General features: G+C 71.8%; 15 protein-coding genes. 10 read left to right on the plus strand and 5 right to left on the minus strand.

Going from position 1 to position 19,290, the window contains the following annotated elements:
- Nucleotides 1–91: 91 nt before the first annotated feature.
- On the minus strand, nucleotides 92–838 hold the full coding sequence (locus ACIGXP_RS38910) for a hypothetical protein (protein ID WP_399776618.1): 747 nt from the start codon (nucleotides 836–838) through the stop codon (nucleotides 92–94).
- A gap of 142 nt (nucleotides 839–980) precedes the next feature.
- On the opposite strand from ACIGXP_RS38910, the gene ggt reads away from it, so the two are divergent.
- On the plus strand, nucleotides 981–2,783 hold the full coding sequence (gene ggt / locus ACIGXP_RS38915; protein ID WP_399776620.1) for a gamma-glutamyltransferase: 1,803 nt from the start codon (nucleotides 981–983) through the stop codon (nucleotides 2,781–2,783).
- A gap of 58 nt (nucleotides 2,784–2,841) precedes the next feature.
- Here ggt and ACIGXP_RS38920 read toward each other — a convergent pair whose 3' ends face one another.
- Together ACIGXP_RS38920 and map are read right to left on the minus strand one after the other, a co-directional pair.
- A complete protein-coding gene (locus tag ACIGXP_RS38920; RefSeq protein WP_399776623.1) occupies nucleotides 2,842–5,376 on the minus strand; it encodes an ATP-dependent Clp protease ATP-binding subunit in 2,535 nt (844 codons plus the stop codon).
- 210 nt (nucleotides 5,377–5,586) lie between these two features.
- Nucleotides 5,587–6,354 (minus strand): type I methionyl aminopeptidase, encoded by a 768-nt coding sequence (map, locus tag ACIGXP_RS38925; protein WP_399776624.1) that lies wholly within the window; start codon nucleotides 6,352–6,354, stop codon nucleotides 5,587–5,589.
- Nucleotides 6,355–6,417: 63 nt separating this feature from the next.
- On the opposite strand from map, the gene ACIGXP_RS38930 reads away from it, so the two are divergent.
- The 9 genes from ACIGXP_RS38930 to ACIGXP_RS38970 all read left to right on the plus strand — a co-directional run bounded on the left by ACIGXP_RS38930 (nucleotide 6,418) and on the right by ACIGXP_RS38970 (nucleotide 18,013).
- Nucleotides 6,418–6,669 (plus strand): helix-turn-helix transcriptional regulator, encoded by a 252-nt coding sequence (locus ACIGXP_RS38930; RefSeq protein ID WP_363217035.1) that lies wholly within the window; start codon nucleotides 6,418–6,420, stop codon nucleotides 6,667–6,669.
- Nucleotides 6,670–6,807: 138 nt separating this feature from the next.
- Nucleotides 6,808–9,000 carry a hypothetical protein gene (locus ACIGXP_RS38935; protein ID WP_399776627.1) on the plus strand — a complete coding sequence of 731 codons (2,193 nt, stop codon included), beginning with the start codon at nucleotides 6,808–6,810 and terminating at the stop codon, nucleotides 8,998–9,000.
- Nucleotides 9,001–9,207: 207 nt separating this feature from the next.
- A complete protein-coding gene (locus ACIGXP_RS38940) occupies nucleotides 9,208–10,050 on the plus strand; it encodes a nitrilase-related carbon-nitrogen hydrolase (RefSeq protein WP_363217038.1) in 843 nt (280 codons plus the stop codon).
- Nucleotides 10,047–11,330: an aspartate aminotransferase family protein gene (locus ACIGXP_RS38945; protein ID WP_399776629.1), complete on the plus strand. Its 1,284-nt coding sequence runs from the start codon at nucleotides 10,047–10,049 to the stop codon at nucleotides 11,328–11,330. Before ACIGXP_RS38940 ends, ACIGXP_RS38945 begins: the two co-directional genes overlap by 4 nt.
- Before the next feature lie 17 nt (nucleotides 11,331–11,347).
- Nucleotides 11,348–12,910, plus strand: a complete 1,563-nt coding sequence (locus ACIGXP_RS38950) for a PucR family transcriptional regulator (protein ID WP_399776631.1) — start codon at nucleotides 11,348–11,350, stop codon at nucleotides 12,908–12,910.
- A 155-nt stretch (nucleotides 12,911–13,065) separates the two neighbouring features.
- Nucleotides 13,066–13,908, plus strand: coding sequence for a nitrilase-related carbon-nitrogen hydrolase (locus ACIGXP_RS38955; RefSeq protein WP_363217041.1), 843 nt, complete (start codon nucleotides 13,066–13,068; stop codon nucleotides 13,906–13,908).
- Between the two features lie 28 nt (nucleotides 13,909–13,936).
- On the plus strand, nucleotides 13,937–15,340 hold the full coding sequence (gene hydA, locus ACIGXP_RS38960; RefSeq protein ID WP_399776633.1) for a dihydropyrimidinase: 1,404 nt from the start codon (nucleotides 13,937–13,939) through the stop codon (nucleotides 15,338–15,340).
- A gap of 11 nt (nucleotides 15,341–15,351) precedes the next feature.
- Nucleotides 15,352–16,371, plus strand: a complete 1,020-nt coding sequence (locus tag ACIGXP_RS38965) for a TIGR03842 family LLM class F420-dependent oxidoreductase (protein WP_399776635.1) — start codon at nucleotides 15,352–15,354, stop codon at nucleotides 16,369–16,371.
- 115 nt (nucleotides 16,372–16,486) lie between these two features.
- Nucleotides 16,487–18,013, plus strand: coding sequence for an NCS1 family nucleobase:cation symporter-1 (locus tag ACIGXP_RS38970; RefSeq protein ID WP_399776638.1), 1,527 nt, complete (start codon nucleotides 16,487–16,489; stop codon nucleotides 18,011–18,013).
- Nucleotides 18,014–18,029: 16 nt separating this feature from the next.
- On the opposite strand, the gene ACIGXP_RS38975 is transcribed toward ACIGXP_RS38970, so the two are convergent.
- A complete protein-coding gene (locus tag ACIGXP_RS38975) occupies nucleotides 18,030–18,725 on the minus strand; it encodes a hypothetical protein (RefSeq protein WP_363217045.1) in 696 nt (231 codons plus the stop codon).
- Nucleotides 18,726–18,854: 129 nt separating this feature from the next.
- Complete coding sequence (locus ACIGXP_RS38980) at nucleotides 18,855–19,262, minus strand: hypothetical protein (RefSeq protein ID WP_399776640.1); 408 nt, start codon at nucleotides 19,260–19,262, stop codon at nucleotides 18,855–18,857.
- Nucleotides 19,263–19,290: the final 28 nt, after the last annotated feature.

A 19,290-nucleotide genomic window follows, 5' to 3' on the forward strand; every position in this document is an offset into this window, starting at 1 on the left:
CAACAGTGCAAAGTGACCCGACGGTAACCTTTCTTCCTTACCGCAAGTAACCCGTCGGTAAGTTACGTGCCAGTAAAGATTGTTGAGGGTGTCATTCACCCGCGGCGGCAGCCGGTTCCGGCAGGGGCGTCCGCGCCGCCCGCGTCACGTCCGCCACCAGCTCCACCACATCCGGGCCGTACGCCTGGGAGTTGACCACCTTCAGCAGCAGGACGAACGAACCGGTGCCGTACTTGCGGTGCAGCCGCTCGTGGTGGCGGGCGAGGTACCGGGTCGCGGCCTGGTTGGTGATGGCGCGCTGGCCGCAGAAGAGGAAGACCGGGCGGGAGTCCGCCCGGCCGTCCGCGGTGAGCCGGGCGAGCAGCACGTACTCGTTCCGGCCGCGCTCCATGCGGTAGTTCTCCCCGCCGATCCGCAGGGCGCCCAGCTGCGGACCGGCGTCCGTCTCCACGTTCATCCACACACCCGGCAGAAGTGAGGACAGGTGAGCCTCCGTCCGGCGGTTCGAGTAGGGCCCGCCCACGCAGAACTCCGTGCGCTCACCGAAGCCTTGCTGGATGTCGTCGTGCCCCACGACCCGGACGTGCGCGTTGCAGTCCTTGACGAGGGCGGAGAGTTCCAGCAGGGCGAACACGTCGTGGCGTTTCACCGACAGCTCCGGCCCGCCCGCCGTGTGGTTGACCACGAGCAGCGACTCCGAGTGGTCCGGCATCCCGAAGAAGGCCTGCTTGCGGCGGAGTCTGCGGCGCCACAGACAGGTCCGGGCGAGCCAGCCCAGTGAGGCCGAGATCCCGGTCGCCACCAGGCCCAGGACGATGTTGCGCACGTCGTCGTTCATGGCCGCGCATGGTAGCGGGCGCGGGCGACGGCAACGTACTTGTGTTCGACGCGTGACGTTCGTGTGGCAGGGCGCGGACGCGTACTGTCGGTACTGGACCGATCTGGTTACGCTGCGCGGACTGTCCCGACGGGAGGTACGCATGGGTCGCCCAGGTACGCGGAAACTGGCGGTTCTGGCGGTCTCGGCCGCCGTGGTGTCGGTGGGGGCGGCGGCGCCGCCCGCCCCGGCAACGAGTCGTACGGCCGCCAAGGTTCCCGTGGCCGTCGGCTACGGCGGTGCCGTGGCCAGCGTGGACGCGGACGCGTCCGCCGCCGGCATCGAGGTGCTCAGACACGGCGGCAACGCGGTCGACGCGGCCGTCGCCACCGCCGCGGCGCTCGGCGTCACCGAGCCCTACTCGGCGGGCGTCGGCGGAGGCGGCTACTTCGTCTACTACGACGCCAAAACCCGCACCGTGCACACCATCGACGGCCGTGAGACGGCGCCGCTCAGCGCGGACTCCGACCTGTTCACGGAGAACGGCAAGCCGCTCGCGTTCGCCGACGCCGTCAGCAGCGGCCTGAGCGTCGGTACCCCCGGCACGCCCGCCACCTGGCAGCAGGCGCTGGACGAGTGGGGCAGCGAGCGGCTCGGCACCGTCCTGAAGCCGGCCGAGCGGATCGCCCGGGACGGTTTCACGGTGGACGACACCTTCCGTTCGCAGACCGCGTCCAACGAGACCCGGTTCCGCTACTTCCCGGACACCGCGAAGCTGTTCCTGCCGGACGGAAAGCTCCCCGTCGTCGGGTCCACCCTGAAGAACCCCGAACTCGCCCGCACCTACGAGGAGCTGGGCCGCAAGGGCATCGACGCGATCTACCGCGGGGACATCGGCGACGACATCGTCAACACGGTCGAACACCCGCCCGTGGACCCCGCCTCCGGCTGGAACGCCCGCCCCGGCAAGCTCGCCGAGAAGGACCTCGCCGTCTACCGCGCCAAGTTCCAGGCGCCCACCAGGACGTCGTACCGCGGTCTGGACGTGTACTCCATCGCACCCTCCTCCTCGGGCGGCACGACGGTCGGTGAGGCCCTCAACATCCTGGAGAACACCGACCTTTCGAAGGCGAACGAGGTGCAGTACCTGCACCACTACATCGAGGCCGGCCGGATCGCCTTCGCCGACCGCGGGCGCTGGGTCGGCGACCCGGCCTTCGAGGACGTACCGACGCGGCAGCTGCTGTCGCAGAAGTACGCCGACTCGCGCGCCTGCCTGATCAAGGACGACGCGGTCCTCACCAGCCCGCTGGCCCCCGGGGACCCGCGCCACCCGGCGGCCTGCCACAAGGGTGGTACGGCGGCCCCGACGACGTACGAGGGCGAGAACACCACGCATCTGACCGTGGCCGACAGGTGGGGCAACGTCGTCGCCTACACGCTCACCATCGAGCAGACCGGCGGCAGCGGCATCACCGTGCCCGGCCGGGGCTTCCTGCTCAACAACGAGCTGACGGACTTCTCCTTCACCCCGGCCAACCCGGCCGTCCACGACCCGAACCTGCCCGGTCCGGGCAAGCGGCCCCGCTCGTCGATCTCCCCGACCATCGTCCTGGACCGGCTGGGCCGGCCGGTGGTGGCCCTCGGTTCACCCGGCGGCGCGACCATCATCACCACCGTGCTGCAGACGCTCACCGGGTTCCTGGACCGGCATCTGCCGCTGGTCGACGCGATCGCCGCACCCCGCGCCAGTCAGCGCAACGCCGCCCAGACCGAGCTCGAACCGGCCCTGTACAACAGTGAGTTGCGCAAGCAGCTGGAAGCCATCGGGCACTCGTTCAAGCTCAACCCGGAGATCGGCGCGGCCACCGGTGTGCAACGGCTGCCGGACGGCAGGTGGCTGGCCGCCGCAGAGAAGGTACGACGCGGCGGCGGCTCGGCGATGGTGGTGTGTCCGGCGCCGTAGCGCGGCCGTGGACCCGGCGCCGGGACCACGAGACGACCTCACCGGCGGACGGCCGGCGTCACAACTCGGCTGCGGGCGGCGGCGCTTCCTCGGCGCGGAAGTCGAGCCGGCCGTCCCTCGCGTCCACCGTCACCCGGCTGCCCTTGGAGATCGTGCCGTTCAGCAGCAGCCGGGACAGCTGGTTGTCCACCTCCCGCTGGATGGTGCGGCGCAGCGGGCGGGCGCCGTACTCCGGCTGGTAGCCGCGCTCGGCGAGCCAGTCGACGGCGGCGGGCGTGAACTCCACCCCGATGCCCTGCCCGTCCAGCAGCCGCCGGGTGCCCTCCAGCAGCAGGTCGGTGATCTGCCGCAGTTGCTCGCCGGTCAGCTGCCTGAAGATGACGATCTCGTCGATGCGGTTGAGGAACTCCGGCCGGAAGTGCTCGCGCAGCGGGCGCAGGACCTGCTCGCGCCGCGCCTCCTCGTCGGCCTCCGCGCCGCCCGGCCCGAACCCGATCCCGGCACCGCGCCGGGTGATCGCCTCCGAGCCGAGGTTGCTGGTCATCACGATGACCGTGTTGGTGAAGTCCACCGTCCGGCCCTGGGAGTCGGTCAGCCGGCCGTCGTCCAGGACCTGCAGCAGGATGTTGAAGACGTCAGGGTGGGCCTTCTCCACCTCGTCGAGCAGGAGCAGCGAGTACGGGTGCCGGCGCACCACCTCGGTGAGCTGACCGGCCTCCTCGTGCCCGACGTATCCGGGCGGGGCGCCGACCAGCCGGGAGACGGTGTGCCGCTCCTGGTACTCGCTCATGTCGAGGCGGACCATGCGGTCCTCGCTGCTGAACAGCGCCTCGGCGAGCGCCCGGGCCAGCTCGGTCTTGCCGACGCCGGTCGGGCCGAGGAACAGGAAGCTGCCGATCGGCCGGTGGGGGCTCGCGAGCCCGGCGCGGGAGCGCAGTACCGCCTCGGCGACCACGCCGACGGCCTCCTCCTGGCCGACGACCCGCTGGTGCAGGTGCTCCTCCAGGCCGAGCAGCCGTTCCTTCTCCTCCTGGGTGAGGCGGCTGACAGGGATGCCGGTCTGCCGGGACACCACCTCCGCGATGGCCTCCGCCGTCACCTCCAGGTCCAGCCCCTCGTCGACCTTCTCCTCGCCGCTCGCCTCCATGATCCGCTGCTTGAGCTCGCCGATCCGGTCGCGCAGCTGCTTGGCCTCGTCGTAGTCCTCGTCGGCGACCGCCTGGTCCTTGTCCCGGACCAGCTGCTCGACCTCGCGCTCCATCGCCCGTACGTCCGTGTCCTTGGTCCGCGCGCCGAGCCGTACCCGGGCGCCCGCCTGGTCGATCAGGTCGATGGCCTTGTCGGGCAGCCGCCGGTCGGTGAGGTACCGGTCGGACAGCTCCACGGCGGCGGCCAGCGCCTCGTCGCTGTAGCGGACCTGGTGGTGGGCCTCGTACCGGTCGCGCAGCCCGCGCAGGATCTCGACGGTGTCCTCGACCGTCGGCTCGGGCACCAGGATCGGCTGGAACCGGCGGGCCAGCGCCGCGTCCTTCTCGATCCGGCGGAACTCCTCCAGCGTGGTCGCGCCCACGATGTGCAGCTCGCCCCGGGCGAGGGCGGGCTTGAGGATGTTCGCGGCGTCCATCGCGCCGCCCTCGCCGCCGGAGCCCGCGCCGACGACGGTGTGCAGCTCGTCGATGAACACGATCAGCCGGTCGGAATGGGCGCGGATCTCCTCCACGATGGTGTTCAGGCGCTCCTCGAAGTCACCCCGGTAGCGGGTGCCGGCCACGACCCCGGTGAGGTCCAGCGCGACGACGCGGCGGCCCGCCAGGACGTCCGGCACGTCCCCGTCGGCGATGCGCTGGGCGAGCCCCTCCACGATGGCCGTCTTGCCGACGCCCGCGTCCCCGATGAGGACGGGGTTGTTCTTGCCGCGCCGCGACAGCACCTCGATGGTCTGCTCGATCTCGTTCTCCCGGCCGATGACCGGGTCGATCCGGTCCTGCCGGGCCAGCTCGGTCATGTCGCGCCCGTACTTGTCCAGCGTCGGAGTGCCGGTGGCGCGCGGCCGCTCCGGGCGGGCCGGGGTGCTCTCCGGGACCTCGGTCGGCAGGGAGCCGGCCGAGAAGCGTGCCGCGTGCAGGATGTGGCCGGCCGCCGAGTCGGGGTTGGCTGCCAGCGCGCTCAGCACGTGCTCCGGGCCGATGTACCCGGCGCCGCTCGCCCGCGCCATGTCGTGCGCGTCCAGCAGGGCGCGCTTGACGGCCGGGGTGAGCGACAGCGAGGTGGGCGGCGGCACCTCGCCCGGCGGGTGCTGCACCGGGCCGGCCCGGTCGTCGATCTCGGTGGCGAGCGAGTCCGGGTCGGCGCCCGCCCGGCTCAGCAGGCTCCGGGTGGGCTCGGCCGCCACCGCCGCGCGCAGCAGGTGCTGGGTGTCCAGATCCCGGCTGCCGTGCTCGGCGGCGTACAGGGCGGCCCCTCTGACCAGCTCACGAGCCGGCTGGCTGAGCAGACGGCCGATGTCGATGTGGCGTTTGGCTCCGCTGGGGGGCCCGCCGAAGAAGCGGGCCAGGAACTCGCCGAAGGGGTCAGGAGGGTAGCCGTTGGTCATGGCGTTGCGCTTCCTTCGCTGACGACTGGCTCCGCCGGGTAACCGGGTGGGGGGCTGTTCATGCCCACGATGACACGATCCGTTTGCGGAGGCATGTTCGCCTACGGGCGGTGGGACGCGGTCCGGTACGGTGGCTGCGGGCGGTGTACGGGTGCTGGGGCCCGCGGCGGAACCGCACATCGACACGGCCCCGTGTCCCTTCGGGGGCGCCTACCTCGCCGTGAGAACCCTGGGACCGGTCTCCGTGATCGCCACCGTGTGCTCCACATGGGCGGCTCTGGAGCCGTCGGTCGTGCGCAGGGTCCAGCCGTCGGGTGCCTCGTAGTAGCCGTCCTCGCCGCTCGCGATGAGCATGGGCTCGATGGCGAGGACCATGCCGGGGCGCAGGGGCAGGCCCCGGCCGGGACGGCCCTCGTTGGGGACCTCGGGGTCCTCGTGCATGCGGCGGCCGACGCCGTGGCCGCCGAAGCCCTGCGGAATGCCGTAGCCGGCCGTACGGCAGACCCGGCCGACGGCGTGGGCGATGTCGCCGATGCGGTGGCCGGCGACGGCCGTCTCGATGCCCGCCGCCAGGGCGCGCTCGGCCGTCCGGATCAGGCGGAGGTCCGCCGGGCGCGGGCGGCCCACCGTGAAGCTGACCGCGGAGTCGCCGGCCCAGCCGTCCAGCTCCGCGCCGCAGTCCACGGAGAGCAGGTCGCCGTCGCGGAGCCGGTACCGGGTGGGGATGCCGTGCACGATCGCGTCGTTCACGGAGGCGCAGATCACGGCCGGGAACGGGGTCGGGGCGAAGGAGGGGCGGTAGCCGAGGAACGGGGAGGACGCCCCGGCCTCGCGCAGCACCTCCCGCGCCACCTCGTCCAGCTCCAGCAGCGAGACACCGACGGCCGCGGCCTGCCGTACGGCCGTCAGGGCCCGTCCGACGACCTGGCCCGCCGCGTGCATGGCGTCGATCGATGCGTCCGTCTTGAGTTCCACCATGCCAATTACTATACCGGTATTTTAATGGGGTGGCGGTCGAGGGGCCGGTATTAGAATGGGGGGATGGTGCGCACCCCTCTCACTCCGGAAGAGCGCGAACGCGGCGAGCGGCTCGGGCAGTTGCTGCGCGAGGCGCGCGGCGGCCGGAGCATGGCCGAGGTCGCCGCGCAGGCCGGCGTGTCCGCCGAGACGCTCCGCAAGATCGAGACGGGCCGGGCGCCGACACCCGCGTTCTTCACCGTGGCCGCGCTCGCCCGAGTCCTCGGGCTGTCGATGGACGAGCTGATGGCGCAGTGCCTGCTCGTGGCCGCGTGAGACGCCCGGTCCGCGCAGCGGCCCCGGGGCCGCGATGAGGCGTCCGCGCACTGCCGGAAAACTCTGCGTAGCAGCGCCGTAACACAACTGGTGTTGCCTGCCCGTTGGAAGTGCCGGCGGTCGGGCGGGAGCTGAGCGATGGCGGTGGATCGACTCCCTGGTGGAGTACGGGAGTTCGCGAGCTACCTGGACGGTCTGCTGGCGCGCCTGGACCAGGGCGGGGGCTGGAGCGGGGTCTTCTGGCAGCGCGACCCCGACGGCATGCGGGCCTGCCTGGACGGCAGCGAGGTGCCGCCCTGGGACGTGGTGGAGGCGCTGCTGGAGGACCTCGCCGCGGCGTACGGCCGCGCCGCGGCGGTGGCCGAGCGGGAGCGCGCCCGCGCCCTGCACCGGGCCGCTCTGGCGGCGTACGACGCCCACCCGGGCGCACGCGACACCCTGCTCGACCGGCTCGACGTCATGCTCCGCGAACAGCGCTACGCCGCCGAGCGCCAGGCCGAACTGAGCCGTCTGCTGTCCACACCGTCCTCCGCCGAAGAGGCCGACTCCCTCCGCCTCGACCTCGCCTGGGCCCACGACGACCACGCCCGCGCCACCGCGAGGTGCACGGAACTCCGTGGCCGCCTGGCGGAGTTGGACCGACAGGAACCGAGGAACGCACACGCGGTGCGGCGCCCGACCGACTCCGCGCCACCACGGACCGAGCCCACGCACCGGGGAACGCCGACGACACGGAACCCACCCGCCGAGCCCCCCGCACGCACCCCGAACCCGGATGGCGATGCCGTCTGGCACGGTCGGGGGGCTGAGGGTGATGCTGCCCGGCGTGGTCGGGGGGCCGATGGTGATGCCGCCTGGGATGGTCGGGGGGCTGAGGGGGATGCCGTCTGGCGTGGTGGGAGGGCTGAGGCCGATGCCGTCTGGGGCGGTCGGGGGGCTGAGGGTGATGCCGCCTGGGGCGGTCAGGGGGCTGAGGGGGACGCTGCCTGGCGTGGTCGGGGGGCTGATGGTGGCGCTGCCTGGGGCGGTCAGGGGGCTGAGGGGGACGCTGCCTGGCGTGGTCGGGAGGCCGAAGGCGACGCCGCCCGGCGCCCGTCCGAGTCCGCTTCTGTGGAGCTCCCGGCCCGTTCCACGGTCGGCTCGGAGCCCAGGCCCGACGGCCCCGTCTCCGGCACCGCGGGTCGCGTCGCCGCGTCCGCGTTCGGCGAGGACCCCCGCCGCACCGGCTCCGCCACCAGTCCTCCCGCCCCGGCCCAGCCCTCCCCGCTCGCGGATGCCGCCGCGTCGGACCCGCGCTCCGATGGCTCGGTGGGTGCTCCGTACGGGCCTGTCGCCGCGCCCGGCTCCGCCGTGAGGCCTTCCGTCCCGGCTCCGCCGTCCCTGCCCGCCCCCGATGCCGCAGCCGCTGCCGTTCGGACCTCGTATGCCGCCGCGTCCAGCGCCGCCGCCGCGCCTCCTCGCGCGGCCCAGCCCTTCCCGGCCGTCGGCGGATCTGTCCGGGGGCCGTACGTCGCCGTGTCCGATTCGGACCCGCAAGCGGCCGTGCCGTCCCCGGCGGTCCCCGGAGGGTCCGCTCCGGAGGCTGTCCCTCCGCCCCCTCCGGCCAAGCCCCGTAAACGCAGGCGCGGCAGTGCGCGGTTCGCCGGGGTGGTGGAGGACGGGGACGCTCCTGGTGTCGTGCAGCAGGTGCCGCTGCCGGTGATGCCGGAGGCGCCTGTACGTCGGGTGCCGCGAGGGGCCCGGTTCGCCGGGGGTGCCGAGGGCGTCGAGGCGGAGGGCGCAGGCGGGGAGGTGGTGGACGTCGAGGCGGGGGCGGCCGTCGCCGGAGTCGTGGAGGGACTGGCGCGGCTGCGGGCCGAGGGGCGCAGTGGAGAGGCGCATGTGCTGTTGACCGAGGCCGCGCAGTGGCCCGCCGGCCGGTTCCCGGCGCTCGCGGACGCGCTGGCCCGTGCCGGACTCGGTGCCGACTGGGCGACGCTGCTGTGGGAAGCCGCCTCGCTGCCCGCGGAGCGGCTGGTCGCCGTCGCCGACGCGCTGACCGCCGCCGGCCGGGACGAAGACGCTCGGCAACTGCTGCGGCAGGGCGTCGCCCGCCCGCCGGAGCAGATCGGCGCGGCCGTGCTGCGGCTGGCGGAGGCAGGGCGCCGGTGGGAGGCGGAGGCCTTACTGGACGCGTGCGTGCGCGTCCGTACCGCCGAGGAAGCCGCCCGCAGCGCCGCACCCGATCCACGCCGGATCGTGCCGCTGCTGCTCCGCTCCGCGCAGGCCGTCTCCGACGAGCGGCACTGGGACCTCGTGCACGCCCTGCGGGTGGCCGGGTACACGATGTGACCGGCGCCGGGAGTCATCGTCCCGGTCTGCCCCGCTTCACCCCTCCGACCGGCCGCTCCGCTCACCCACAGGGGTGTGAAACGTGATCGACTCCGCGGGTTGACGACGATGGTCTTGGCAAGGGCCTCCGGCCAGGCTTACTTTCGTCCCTCTACCGCCTGCTCTACGGGCGTAGAGACTTTGACGGTCCCGTCGAAGGAGCAGCTCATGACCGACGTCGTACGAGCCGCACTGGTCCAGGCCACCTGGACCGGCGACACCGAGTCCATGGTGGCGAAACACGAGGAGCACGCCCGCGAGGCGGCCCGTCGGGGTGCCAAGGTCATCGGGTTCCAGGAGGTCTTCAACTCGCCCTACTTCTGCCAGGTCCAGGAGCCGGAGCACTACCGCTGGGCCGAGCCGGTGCCCGACGGGCCGACGGTACGGCGGATGCAGGACCTCGCCCGGGAAACCGGCATGGTCGTCGTGGTTCCCGTCTTCGAGGTCGAGCAGTCCGGCTTCTACTACAACACCGCCGCCGTGATCGACGCCGACGGCACCTACCTCGGCAAGTACCGCAAGCACCACATCCCGCAGGTCAAGGGCTTCTGGGAGAAGTACTACTTCAAGCCGGGCAACCTCGGCTGGCCCGTCTTCGACACCGCCGTCGGCAAGGTCGGCGTCTACATCTGCTACGACCGGCACTTCCCGGAGGGCTGGCGGCAACTCGGGCTCAACGGCGCCCAGTTGGTCTACAACCCGTCGGCCACGCACCGCGGGCTGTCCGCGCATCTGTGGCAGCTGGAGCAGCCCGCCGCCGCCGTCGCCAACGAGTACTTCGTCGCCGCCATCAACCGGGTGGGACAGGAGGAGTACGGAGACAACGACTTCTACGGGACCAGTTACTTCGTCGATCCGCGCGGGCAGTTCGTCGGCGAGGTCGCGAGCGACAAGTCCGAGGAACTCCTCGTCCGTGACCTCGATTTCGACCTGATCGAGGAAGTGCGGCAGCAGTGGGCCTTCTACCGCGACCGCCGCCCCGACGCCTACGAAGGACTGGTGCAGCCGTGAACGACCTCTACTCCCGCCACCGCCAGGTCCTCCCCGACTGGCTCGCCCTCTACTACGACGAGCCGATCGAGATCACCCACGGCGAGGGCCGCCACGTCTGGGACTCCGCGGGCAACAAGTACCTGGACTTCTTCGGCGGCATCCTGACGACGATGACCGCGCACGCGCTGCCCGAGGTGACCAAGGCGGTCAGCGAGCAGGCCGGGCGGATCATCCACTCCTCGACGCTGTACCTGAACCGGCCGATGGTCGACCTGGCCGAGCGCATCGCCCAGCTCAGCGGCATCCCGGACGCCCGGGTCTTCTTCACCACCTCCGGCACCGAGGCCAACGACACCGCGCTGCTGCTCGCCACCGCCCACCGGCGCAGCAACACGGTCCTGGCGATGCGCAACAGCTACCACGGCCGTTCCTTCAGCACGGTCGGCATCACCGGCAACCGCGGCTGGTCGCCGACCTCGCTGTCCCCGCTGCAGACCCTGTACGTCCACGGCGGCGTGCGCACCCGGGGCCCGTTCGCGGAGCTGGACGACCGTGCGTTCATCGACGCGTGCGTCGCCGACCTGAAGGACATCCTCGGGCACACCCGGCCGCCCGCCGCGCTGATCGCCGAACCGATCCAGGGCGTCGGCGGCTTCACCTCCCCGCCCGACGGGCTCTACGCCGCCTTCCGCGAGGTCCTCAAGGAGCAGGGCATCCTGTGGATCGCCGACGAGGTGCAGACCGGGTGGGGCCGCACCGGCGAACACTTCTGGGGCTGGCAGGCGCACGCCCGCAGCGGCCCGCCGGACCTCGTCACCTTCGCCAAGGGCATCGGCAACGGCATGTCCATCGGCGGGGTGATCGCCCGCGCCGAGATCATGAACTGCCTGGACGCCAACAGCATCTCCACCTTCGGCGGCACCCAGCTCACCATGGCCGCCGGGCTGGCGAACCTGACGTACCTGCTGGAGCACGACCTGCAGGGCAACGCCCGCCGCGTCGGCGGCCTGCTCATCGAGCGGCTGCGCGCCGTCGCCGCCCAGCTGCCCGGCGTGCGGGAGGTGCGCGGGCGCGGCCTGATGATCGGCATCGAGCTGGTCAGGCCCGGCACCGACGAGGCCGACCCGCAGGCGGCCGCCGCCGTGCTGGAGGCGGCCCGCGAGGGCGGCCTGCTCATCGGCAAGGGCGGCGGCCACGACACCAGCGCCCTGCGCATCGCCCCGCCGCTGTCGCTCACCGTCGCGGAGGCCGAGGAGGGCGCGACGATCCTGGAACGGGCGCTCAGGAGTACGTACTAGAGAACGGCGGTACGGTCATGACCACCACCTCGGAGAGCCGATACGCCTGGGAACCCGCCCTCTCCGTCCGCCAGGTGCTCACCCTGGAGCGGGTGCTCGCGGGGGAGCCCGAGGTGGTGGCCGGGGCCGGGCAGCTCGACCGCCCCGTGCGCTGGGTGCATGTCGCCGAGGCCGCCGACGTCGGCGTGATGCTCAGCGGCGGCGAGATGGTGCTCACCACCGGCGTGCTCCTGGCCGGCGACGAGGCCCGACAGGCCGAGTACATCCAGTCGCTGCACCGGGCGGAGGCCGCCGCCGTCGTGCTCGGTCTCGGGCGGGCTTTCCCCGCGCCGCCGGAGGTGATGCGCCGGGCCGCCGAGCGGTGCGGACTGCCGATGGTCGTCCTGCACCGGCCCTTCCCCTTCGCCGAGCTGACCGAGGAGGTCCAGTCCCGGCTGGTCCGGCGCAAGTTCGCCGCCGTCAGCCTCTCGGAGACCGTACGGACCGAACTCACCGCCCTGATCACGGCCGGTGCCCCCCTGCAGCGCCTGCTGGACGGGGTCGCCCGGTACAGCGGCTGTCCGGTCGTGGTCACCAACCTCGCCCACCGCGTCCTCGCCACGGCGGGGGAGCGGTCCGCGGTGGACGACGTGCTGCGCGACTGGGAGCGGATCGCCCGCCAGGCCTCCGCCTGCGCCGACGGCGGCTGGATCAGCGCCGAACTCGGCGGCCGCGGCGAGCGCTGGGGCCGGCTGCTGCTCTGCGGCTACCGGGCAGACGCGGCCACCGGGCGGCTGCTCGCCGACCGGGCCGCCGAGGCGCTGGTCCTGCACCGCATGCTCGGCGGCGGCTCCGCGCACTCCTGGGAGGAGGAGTCCGCACAGAGTCTGCTGACCGACCTGGTCTCCGGGGTCGTACCGGCCTGCCGGCTGCTGCCCCGGGCCCGTGCGGCCGGGCTGCCGGTCAGCCGGCGCACCTTCGTCCCGCTCGTCGTCCTGGACCGCACGGCGGCCGAACTCGACCGCGTGCTGCGGCTGCTGGGCCTGCCCGGGCTGGTCGCCGAACTCGCCGACGGCATGGCCGCGGTGCTGCTCAGCCTCGCCCGCGACCAGGACGCCGAGGTCCTCACCGCCCACTTCGCGGCCCGGCTGCGTGCGCAGGCGCCGGCCGTGGTCGCCGCCGGCCCCGGTACGGCCTGGGACGAGGTGCCCGCCGGACTGCGTGAGGCCCGGCATGTCGCCGACGCCGTCGCCGGCTCCCGTGCCGCCCTCGACCTCCCGCCCGTCGTCCGCCTGGGGGACGTCCACCTGCGCGGACTGATCCGGTTGCTGCGCGACGACCCGCAGGTGCAGTCCTTCGCCGAGCGGGAGCTGGACGGGCTGCTGGGCGAGGCCGAGCCCGAGCTGCTGAACGTCCTGCGGACCTATCTCGCGACCGGCCGCAACAAGTCCCGCACCGCTCAGCTCCACCATGTCTCCCGGCCCGCCCTCTACCGCCGCCTGGAGGCCATACAGGCCCGCCTCGGTGTCGACCTGGACGACTTCGAACAGGCGGCCTCCGTGCACATCGCGCTCCTCGCGCATGACGCGCAACAGGGGTGAAATATGCGACGACCTGCGAAAACGGCGGTGAAACATGGGATCGCGAACGCGTGACACGGTGGCACGCCGCACGCCCGCAGACGTGACACGCTGCCACTCAACCGGTCCTCGCGGGCTTCCTAGGCTCACGGCACACCGAGCTACCGGAGGTCCCGATGAGCCGAGTGATCCGTGCCGCCCTGTTCCAGACCGCGTGGACCGGCGACAAGGAATCCATGATCCAGGTCCACGAGCAGGCGGCGCGCGACGCGGCCGCGCAGGGCGCCCAAGTCCTCTGCTTCCAGGAGCTGTTCTACGGCCCCTACTTCTGCCAGGTGCAGGACAAGGCCTTCTACGAGTACGCCGAGCGGATCCCGGACGGCCCGACCGTCCGGCGCTTCCAGGCCCTCGCCCGCGAGCTGGGCATCGTCCTCGTGCTGCCGATGTACGAGGAGGAGCAGCCGGGAGTGCTGTACAACACCGCGGCCGTGATCGACGCGGACGGCTCCTACCTCGGCAAGTACCGCAAGACCCACATCCCCCAGGTCCAGGGCTTCTGGGAGAAGTTCTACTTCCGACCGGGCAACAGCGGCTGGCCCGTCTTCGACACGGCCGCCGGGAGGATCGGCGTGTACATCTGCTACGACCGCCACTTCCCGGAGGGCTGGCGGGCCCTGGGCCTCGCCGGTGCCGAGATCGTCTTCAATCCCTCGGCCACCTCGCGCGGCCTGTCCCGCTACCTCTGGCAGCTGGAGCAGCCGGCGGCGGCCGTGGCCAACGAGTACTTCGTCGGCGCGATCAACCGGGTCGGCGTGGAGAACCTGGGCGACAACGACTTCTACGGCACGACCTACTTCGTGGATCCCGAGGCCCAGTTCGTCGGCGAGGTCGCGAGCGACAAGGAGACCGAACTCGTCGTACGCGACCTGGACCTGGCGAAACTCCGCGAGGTCCGCGACCGCTGGCAGTTCTACCGGGACCGGGCGCCGGGGGCGTACACACCGCTGACGGCGCCGTGACCGTATGCCGTTCGACACAGGAGGCAGCATGAGCAGCCGTACAGTGATCCGCGGTGGCCTCGTCATCACCGCCTCGGACGAGATCCACGCCGACATACTCATCGAGGACGGCCGCGTCGCCGCGCTCGCCGCCTCCGGCACCCCCGCCGCAGAGGCGTTCACCGCCGACCGGGTCATCGACGCGACCGGCAAGTACGTCATCCCGGGCGGTGTCGACGCGCACACCCACATGGAGCTGCCCTTCGGCGGCACCTCCGCCTCCGACACCTTCGAGACCGGCACCCGGGCCGCCGCCTGGGGCGGTACGACGACGATCGTCGACTTCGCGGTGCAGAGCGTCGGCCACACCCTGCGCGAGGGCCTGGACACCTGGCACGCCAAGGCCGAGGGCAACTGCGCGATCGACTACGCCTTCCACATGATCGTCTCCGATGTGAACCAGGAGACGCTCAAGGAGATGGACCTGCTGATCGAGGAAGGGGTGACGAGCTTCAAGCAGTTCATGGCCTACCCGGGGGTCTTCTACTCCGACGACGGCCAGATCCTGCGCGCCATGCAGCGCTCCGCCGAGAACGGCGGGCTGATCATGATGCACGCCGAGAACGGCATCGCCATCGACGTCCTGGTCGAGCAGGCGCTCGCCCGGGGCGAGACCGACCCGCGCTACCACGGGGAGGTCCGCAAGGCCCTGCTGGAGGCCGAGGCCACCCACCGAGCCATCCGGCTCGCACAGGTCGCGGGCGCCCCGCTGTACGTCGTCCACGTCTCCGCCATGGAGGCGGTGGCCGAGCTGGCGCAGGCGCGCGACGAGGGCCTGAACGTCTTCGGTGAGACCTGCCCGCAGTACCTGTTCCTGTCCACCGACAACCTCGCCGAGCCGGACTTCGAGGGTGCGAAGTACGTGTGCTCGACGCCCCTGAGGCCGCGCGAACACCAGGCCAAGCTGTGGCAGGGCCTGAGGACGAACGACCTGCAGGTGGTCTCCACCGACCACTGCCCCTTCTGCTTCTCCGGCCAGAAGGAACTGGGCCGCGGCGACTTCTCCAGGATCCCCAACGGCCTGCCCGGCGTGGAGAACCGCATGGACCTCCTCCACCAGGCCGTCGTCGACGGGCACATCTCCCGCCGCCGCTGGATCGAGATCGCCTGCGCCACCCCGGCCCGCATGTTCGGCCTGTACCCGAAGAAGGGCACCATCGCGCCGGGCGCCGACGCCGACATCGTCATCTACGACCCGCACGCCGAGCAGGTCATGTCGGCACAGACACACCACATGAACGTCGACTACTCGGCCTACGAGGGCAAGCGCGTCACCGGCCGGGTCGAGACCGTGCTCTCGCGCGGCGAGCCGGTCGTCACCGAGCGGGAGTACACCGGACACGCCGGCCACGGCGTCTTCACCCCGCGCTCCACCTGTCAGTACCTCACCTAGGAGTGGCGCTCATGGACTTCGGACTCGTCCTGCAGACCGATCCGCCGGCCTCCCGCGTCGTCAGCCTGATGAAACGGGCCGAGCGCAACGGTTTCACGTACGGCTGGACGTTCGACTCCGCCGTGCTCTGGCAGGAGCCGTTCGTCATCTACAGCCAGATCCTCGCGAACACGACGAAGCTGAAGGTCGGCCCGATGGTCACCAACCCGGGCACCCGCACCTGGGAGGTCACCGCCTCCACCTTCGCCACCCTCAACGACATGTTCGGCAACCGCACCGTCTGCGGCATCGGCCGCGGCGACTCCGCGATGCGCGTCGCGGGCCGCAAACCCAACACGCTCGCCCGCATCAGCGAGGCCATGAAGGTCATCCGCGCCCTCGGCCGGGGCGAGGAGGCCGACCTCGGCGGCACGGTGATCAGGTTCCCGTGGATCAAGCCGGGCGCCGAACTCCCCGTCTGGATGGCCGCGTACGGCCCGAAGGCACTGAAGATGACCGGCGAGGAGGCCGACGGTTTCATCCTCCAGCTGTCCGACCTCTACCTGACCGAGTACATGGTGAAGGCCGTCAAGGACGCGGCCGTCGCCGCCGGCCGCGACCCTTCCGCGGTCACCATCTGCGTCGCGGCCCCCGCGTACGTCACCGAGGACGACTCGCCCGAGGCACTCGCCCACGCCCGCGACCAGTGCCGCTGGTTCGGCGGCATGGTCGGCAACCACGTCGCCGACCTGGTCGCCAAGTACGGCGAGCACTCCTCCCAGGTCCCCGAGGAGCTCACCGACTACATCAAGGCACGGCAGGGCTACGACTACGCCCACCACGGGCGCAGCGGCAACCCCGACACCCAGTTCGTGCCGGACGAGATCGTCGACCGGTTCTGCGTCATCGGACCGGCCGAGAAGCACATCGAGAAACTGACCGCGCTCCGCGCGCTGGGCGTCGACCAGTTCGCGGTGTACGACATGCACGACGCGCAGGAGACCACCATCGACGCCTACGGCACGAAGGTGATCCCGGCCGTCAACTCCTGAACTCCCACCGCGATTCCGAGTCCCCCGCCTCCTGGTCACCCCTCCCCGCAGTCCCCGGGGAGGGGCTGGTGCCCGCACGGCCTCTCCCGTCCCACCTCGTTCGATTGGCCTGCCCATGACCGACACCGCCCCCACGGCCATACCCTCGTCCTCCCAGGTCACCCTCCCCGACGGCCGGGTGACGATCGCCCCCGGCGCTCCCCAGCCGAGCGGCCCCTACGCCAACGCGGACCTGCTGCCGGTCCCGGTCGAGAAGCGCACCTGGACCACGTACAACTTCTCCGCCCTGTGGGTCGGCATGGCCCACAACACCGCCTCCTGGACGCTGGCCTCCGGTCTGATCGCCGTCGGCATGGACTGGAAGCAGGCGGTGTTCACCATCGCCCTCGCCAACCTGGTCGTGCTGGTGCCGATGCTGCTGACCGGACACGCCGGCCCCAAGTACGGCATCCCTTTCCCGGTCTTCGCCCGCGCCTCCTTCGGCGTGCGCGGCGCCAATCTGCCCGCCGTCGTACGGGCGTTGGTGGCCTGCGGCTGGTTCGGCATCCAGACCTGGATCGGCGGCGAGGCCATCTACTTCCTCGCCGGGAAGCTGATCGGCGACAGCTGGTCGAACGCGGCGCACATCGGGGGCTACGCCTGGACCATGTGGCTGTCCTTCGCGATCTTCTGGGCGATCCAGGTCGCGATCATCCACCGGGGCATGGACACCATCCGCCGCTTCGAGAACTGGGCCGCGCCCTTCGTGCTCGTCGGCGCGTTCGTGATGCTGGGATGGATGAGCAGCAAGGCGGGAGGCGTCGGCCCGCTCTTCGACCAGCCCTCCAGGCTCGGCTGGGGCGGGAGCTTCTGGAAGCTGTTCTGGCCCTCCCTGATGGGCATGATCGGCTTCTGGTCGACACTCTCGCTGAACATCCCGGACTTCACCCGCTACGGCAGGAGCCAGAAGGCCCAGACCTGGGGCCAGGCACTCGGCCTGCCGACCACGATGACCCTGTTCGCGTTCCTGTCCGTCCTGGTCACCTCCGGCTCGCAGGCGGTGTACGGCAAGCCGGTCTGGGACCCGGTGCAGCTGGCGGCGAAGACGGACAACGTGGTGGGTCTGCTCTACGCCCTGGTCACGGTGCTGGTGGCCACCCTCTCGGTGAACATCGCGGCCAACCTGGTCTCGCCCGCCTTCGACTTCTCCAACGTGGCGCCGAGAAAGGTGAGTTTCCGCACCGGAGCGCTCATCACGGCCGTCCTCGCGGTCCTGATCTTCCCCTGGAAGCTGTACTCCGACCCGCAGGGCTACATCTTCACCTGGCTGGGGCTGGTCGGCGGCCTGCTCGGCACGGTCGCGGGCATCCTCGTCGCCGACTACTGGCTGCTGCGCCGCACCCGCCTGGACCTCACCGACCTCTACCGGAGGGGCGGCCGTTACTGGTACACGGCCGGCTGGAACTGGCGGGCGGTCGTCGCGTTCCTGGCGGGCGGCGTCCTCGCCGTCGGCGGCGCCGGCTTCAAGCCCCTGATCGACGGCCGCCCCATCCCGGCCCTGTCCTCCCTCGCCGACTACGGCTGGGCGGTGGGCCTGGGCACGTCCCTGGTGCTGTACCTGACCCTGACCAAGCTGACCGGCCGCAAGGGGGCCCTGGCCTGAGGGGGTCCGGGGGCGGTCAGCCGGACTGGGACTGCCCGCCCCCGAGCGCGCCGACCGCGGCCCGCGCCGCCTGGATGGCCCCCTTGTTGATCTCGTCCGTCCCCGGAGCCTTCTTCGTCTCGAAGTCGCTGCCGTTGTAGGTGACGACCACCAGAGCATTGGACACCCGGACCATCACCACGCCCTCGCGGGTCTGCTGCTTGTCCTCGGTGGTCAGGTTCACCACGGAGTAGGCGCCGTCCCCGAGCCCCGGCACGGTCCCGCCGCCGCTCTTCTCGCTCATCCGCTGCTGGTACTCCTGCTTCGCCTCCTGCTCCGACTCGCTGATCTCGAACGACACGTCGAGCCAGCGGTAGTCGTAGCCCTGCAGCGCGTTCCAGGAGCAGGTGCGGCGCAGCTTGGGGTCCGTCGACGGAATCTCCTTGCCCGCCGTCCTCGCCCCCGGCACCAGGGACTTGACGGTCGCCACGGGCACGCTGGTGCAGGGAGAGGGCGCGGCGGAGTACGCCTTCGCGCCGGCCGTCGGGTCGGAGGAGCCGGAGGGTCCGGAGGAGCCCGGGGCGGACTGGGTGGACGTCTTCTGGGCTGCCTGGTGCCCGGCGGCCGCCGGCGGCGCGGCCGGTCCGGACGTCAGCGCCCAGCCGGCACAGGCGAGGACCGCGACCGGCGAGATCCGCGCGGTCAGGGCGAGCGGCAGAGGAAGGGAACGCACGGCGCACTTCTCGTGGGGGAGCGGGTACGAAGGGGTCCGCGGGGCGGTATGGGGACGCCAGTGTCACATGAGTCCCTGTGCGGCGGAAGCGAAAACTCGCAGCGTGCCCGCGCGATCACGGCAGCATGTTCAGGACGTCCTGGGATGCCCGTTATGCGCCTCCAGTCGGCGACGGGCGCCGACTTCGCTGGGGTATGCGCGGACGGTGAAGGCCGCGACGGACCAGCCGACGGCCCAAGCGGCCGACGCGGGCAGGACGGGTGCCGCGACCAGCCAGAGGACGCGACCGGCGACGGCCAGACCGGTGGAGCGGCGGTGCTCGTCCCGTTTGGCGGCACGGAACTCGTCGGGCCCAGGCGGATCGAGGAGCCTCCTGCGGTGCTCCCGGCGCTGCACCAGCCACCCCCACACGAGGGCCACGACGGATGCCGCCACCTGCGCCCAGTCCCACACGCGGCGGACCCCCGGCGGCAGGGCGCCGTAGCCGGCGATCAACGGGGCAAATCCGGCTGTGTCGGGGTGCAGTGACGGCGGCACACGGAACTCATACGACCGTTTGGCCGAG

The organism is Streptomyces sp. NPDC053069 (assembly GCF_044546895.1).
Taxonomy (GTDB): Bacteria; Actinomycetota; Actinomycetes; order Streptomycetales; family Streptomycetaceae; genus Streptomyces.